This window comes from Thauera linaloolentis 47Lol = DSM 12138 (assembly GCF_000310205.1).
GTDB lineage: Bacteria > Pseudomonadota > Gammaproteobacteria > Burkholderiales > Rhodocyclaceae > Thauera > Thauera linaloolentis.
In genome coordinates this window covers 1-4,196 of the sequence record NZ_AMXE01000148.1, presented here as the reverse complement: position 1 = coordinate 4,196, position 4,196 = coordinate 1, and the positions used below count along the sequence as shown (strand labels likewise).

General features: G+C 72.6%; 3 protein-coding genes. All 3 read left to right on the top strand.

Annotated elements, in window-relative coordinates; all coding sequences use genetic code 11:
- Positions 1 to 148: 148 nt before the first annotated feature.
- The 3 genes from C666_RS18665 (at position 149) to C666_RS18655 (ending at position 4,125) form a co-directional block, all read left to right on the top strand.
- Positions 149 to 1,396: an MFS transporter gene (locus C666_RS18665; protein WP_004348361.1), complete on the top strand. Its 1,248-nt coding sequence runs from the start codon at positions 149 to 151 to the stop codon at positions 1,394 to 1,396.
- Between the two features lie 76 nt (positions 1,397 to 1,472).
- Positions 1,473 to 2,882, top strand: a complete 1,410-nt coding sequence (locus C666_RS18660; RefSeq protein WP_004348359.1) for an MFS transporter — start codon at positions 1,473 to 1,475, stop codon at positions 2,880 to 2,882.
- 283 nt (positions 2,883 to 3,165) lie between these two features.
- Entirely contained in the window at positions 3,166 to 4,125 is a 960-nt protein-coding gene (locus tag C666_RS18655) for an ABC transporter permease (RefSeq protein WP_004348356.1), read from the top strand.
- The last annotated feature ends 71 nt before the right edge of the window (positions 4,126 to 4,196 follow it).

Here is a 4,196-nt window from a genome sequence, read left to right as displayed (position 1 = left end):
CGTCCGCCGCGCCGCCTCGCGATGCCGCGCCCCGCCCCCGGTCCGCTCACGGCGGGCGCAGGCACATGAGCGCCGTCGCCCGGCCGCCCGAAGGCGGCGCGCACCTCCCATGGAGAGGTGGTCGCACCAGCGACCGGAGGGCAGTCCAGTGAGCACAGCCCCTCCGCCCCTTCCCGCCACGGCCGAACCGCCGTCGCGCCATTTCGTCCTGTTCACCGTCGGCCACGGCATCTCCTCGATCGGCGCCTGGGCACAGAAGACCGGGGTCGGCTGGCTCACCTGGGAGCTGACCCATTCGGTGGCCTGGGTCGGCACCATCGCCATGGCCGACCTGATCGCCGCGCTGTGGGTGGCGCCGCTGGCCGGCGCGGTCGCCGACCGCAGCAACCCCTACCGCCTGTTCTGCCTCACCCAGACGCTGACGCTGCTGCTCGCCCTGCTGCTGTGCGCAGCCACCGCCAGCGGCATGGTGAACATGTACGGCCTGCTGCTGTTCGCGGTCGCCGAATCCACGCTGCAGGGCTTCAACCAGCCGGTGCGGATGCTGCTCAACGGCCTGCTGGCACCGCGCGAACGCTTGTCGCAGGCGATCGCCGCCAACTCGATCGCGGTGGCGGTGGCACGCAGCCTGGGGCCGGCCGGCGCCGGCGTGGCCATGCATTTCGGTTCGGTGGCGCTGGTGTTCGCGCTCAACGCGATCTCCTTCCTCGCCATCCTCGGCGTGGTGTTCCACCTGCGGCGATGGATCGACCGCCCGCCGCTGGCACGCGGCGCGGCGCTGGCCGGCGACGTGGCCGAGGGCTTCCGCTATGTGCTGCGCACGCCGGAGATCGGCGCGGTGATCTTCCTCGCCCTCGCCTTCTCGCTGCTGGCGCGGCCGTTCTCCGAGCTGTTCCCCGCCTTCGCCGGCGAGGTCTTCGGCGGCGGCCCCGAGGTCCTGTCGATGCTGATGAGCGCCCAGGGCCTGGGCGCCCTGCTGGGCGCGCTGATCATGCTGCGCGCGCGCAGCAGCCGCGCGCTGGCGCGCAGCGTGCTCGTCACCGGGCTCGGCCTGGCCGCATCGCTGCTCGCATTCACCGCCAGCACCGCGCTGGCCATCGCCCTGCCGGCCATGGTCGCCGCCGGCCTGTTCCATGTGGTGTGCAACATCGCCATGCAGTCGCTGTGCCAGTTGCAGAGCGCGCCGGCGCTGCGCGGCCGGGTGGTGGCGCTGTACGGCCTGATCTTCCGCACCGGGCCGTCGGTGGGCGCCTTCCTGATCGCCCAGGCAGCGCATTGGGCGACGCTGAGCGCGCTGGTCGGCGGCTGCGCGCTGGCCTACGGGACGCTGCTGCTCGCCACCGGGCCCGCCATCCGCCGCACCGGCCTGTATTCGGCCGTTCCCGCAGAAAAGTGAGGGCGGGCCGGGCGATGCGTGCCCGCCCCCGACCCCCCTCCGACGCCCTCCCCCGACCGAGACCTCCCTCCGCCCCATGACCGCTTCCGACCTCCCCAGGCGCATCCCGCTCATCGTTGCCGGCGCCTTCTTCATGCAGGTGCTGGACAGCACCATCATCAGCACCTCGCTGCCGCAGATGGCCGACGCCTTCGGCGTGCGGGCGCTCGACCTCAGCTTCGGCATCACCATCTACATGCTGGCGGTGGCGGCCTGCATCCCGGCCAGCGGCTGGCTCGCCGACCGCTACGGCAGCCGCAACGTGTTCGCCGCCGCCATCGTCGTCTTCAGCCTCGCCTCGCTGGCCTGCGGCCTGGCCGACAGCCTGCCGACCTTCATCGCCGCCCGCGCCGTGCAGGGCGTGGGCGGCGCACTGATGACGCCGGTGGGCCGCCTGGTGGTGCTGCGCAACACGCCCAAGGCCGGGCTGCTGCAGGCCACCGCGCTGCTCACCTGGCCGGCGCTGATCGCGCCGGTGCTCGGCCCGGTGCTGGGCGGCTTCATCACCACCTACGCCTCGTGGCGCTGGAATTTCCTGATCAACCTGCCGATCGGGCTGGCGGGGTTGCTGCTGGCGCTGCGCTTCATCCCCAACCTGCACGGCGAGGCGCCACGGCGCTTCGACGGCCGCGGCTTCCTGCTCTCCGCCGGGGCGATGGTGCTGTTGCTGCACGGCCTGGAGTCGATCGGCCATGCCGGCGCCGACCTCGGCCTGTCGGCGGCCTTCTGCGTCGCCGGCAGCGTGCTCGGGGTGGCCGCGCTGCGCCACTTCCGCCGCGCCGCCGAACCCTTGCTGGATCTGTCGCCTTTCACCGCACCGACCTTCGCCCTGACCACGTTGAGCGGCGGCTTCTTCTGCCGCATGGTGATCAGCGCCACGCCCTTCCTGCTGCCGCTGCTGTTCCAGATCGGCTTCGGCCTCAGCTCGTGGGAGGCAGGGCTGATGATCGTGGCCTACTTCGCCGGCAACCTGGGCATGAAGACGGTCACCACGCCGCTGCTGCGCCGCTTCGGCTTCCGCCGCGTGCTGGTCGCCAACGGCATGCTCGGCGCGCTGGCGATCGCTGCCTGCGGCCTGCTGCGGCCGGATACGCCGGCATGGGCCGTCGCCGCGCTGCTGGCCGTGGCCGGGCTGACCCGCTCGATGCAGCTCACCGCGCTCAGCACCCTCACCTTCGCCGACACCGAGCCGCAGCAGCGCAGTTCCGCCTCCACGCTGTCGAGCATGCTGCAGCAGGTCGCGATGATCGTCGGCGTGGCCGCCGGCGCGCTGCTGGTAAAGCTGTCCCAGGCGGCGCATGGCCTCGAGCAGCCCGTCCTGGCGGATTTCCGCAACGTCTTCGCCGCCATCGGCCTGATCGGCTTCGTCGCTGCATTGCGCTTCCTGCGCCTGGCGCCGGATGCCGGCGCCGAAGTCAGCGGCCGGCCGGCCCGCCACGCCGCCTGAACGCCCCCGGCCGCGCTGCTGCACGGCGGCCAGACATCCGCCGCGGGCTGTTGAATACGCAACAGCCCGCGTCCGCGGCAGGCGCCCCGCAGCGCCGGGAAACCCCGCCGAATCCGAGCAAACGGGCGACGGACGCGCGTGGTACGGGATTTGCTGTTGTCCCTCGTCAGCAACATCCCGCCAACCCTATCCGGCACATCGCCCAGAGGACAACCATGAACCATCCGGCCATCGCCTGCTTCCCATGCCACAGCGCCCGCCCCACCCCCCGGCGCCGCGTCCGATGAGCACGGCCCTGAGCAGACGCCCGCCGCGCCTCCACGGCGACGCGGGCGACACGGGCGGAGAAGGCGCGGCCAGGCCGCATTCCGCCGGAGCCTTCGGCAGCGGCATGCGCCTGGTATCGAGCCAGGGCGATGCGGCGCTGGCCCCCCTCGCGCTCGCCGCCGGCCCGGCCCCGTTCGCGGCCGCCCTGGCACGCCTGCGGCAGGCGGCGCCGGCAGCGTTCCAGTACGCGGTCTTCCCGCTGTCGGTGCTGCTGCTGTGGTGGTACGCCAGCAGTGCCGAATTGCTGCCGTCGAACATCCTGCCCGGCCCCGGCGCGGTGCTCGCCAGCTTCCTGGACCTGCTGCACGGCGGCGGTATCGCCGAGCACTTGTTCATCAGCCTGTGGCGGGTCGTCCAGGGCGCCGCACTCGGACTGGTGCTGGGCCTGGCCCTCGGTGCCGCGCTGGGCGCTTCTCCCGCGTTCGAGAGCTGGATCGGGCCCAGCTTCCGCGTCATGGTGCAGATCCCGTCGATCGCCCTGATCCCGCTGCTGATGATGGTGCTGGGGATCGAGGACAGCCTGAAGCTGTTCATCATGACCAAGGCCTGCGTGGTGCCGCTGGCGCTGGTGACCGCCGACGGCATCCGCAACATTCCGCCGGCCTACCTCGAGGTGGCGCGGGTGATGAAGCTGAGCCGCTGGACGCTGTACCGTCGCGTGGTGCTGCCCGGCGCGCTGCCGGCCATCGCCACCGGCGTGCGCCAGGGCATCGCCCACGTCTGGGTCGCGCTGGTGGCGGTGGAGGTGATGGCCTCCGCGGAGGGCATCGGCTACCTGATGACCTGGAGCCGGCAGATCTTCCAGCTCGACGTGGTGCTGGTCTGCGTCGCCCTGATCGGGCTGATTGGCTTCAGCCTGGACTATGGCCTGCGGCGCGCGGAAACACGGCTGCTGCGCTGGCGGGGGCGGGCATGAGCGCGCCGGCCCCTCTCCCCGCCGGTGGTGCGCGGCCGGCGGCCGGGCCATTCACCGCGGCCCCCGGGCGC

What these genes read in the sequence shown, in the direction of transcription:
- C666_RS18660 (WP_004348359.1), top strand. Translation starts at nt 1,473, where the DNA reads ATGACCGCTTCCGACCTCCCCAGGCGCATCCCGCTCATCGTTGCCGGC.
- C666_RS18655 (WP_004348356.1), top strand. Translation starts at nt 3,166, where the DNA reads ATGAGCACGGCCCTGAGCAGACGCCCGCCGCGCCTCCACGGCGACGCG.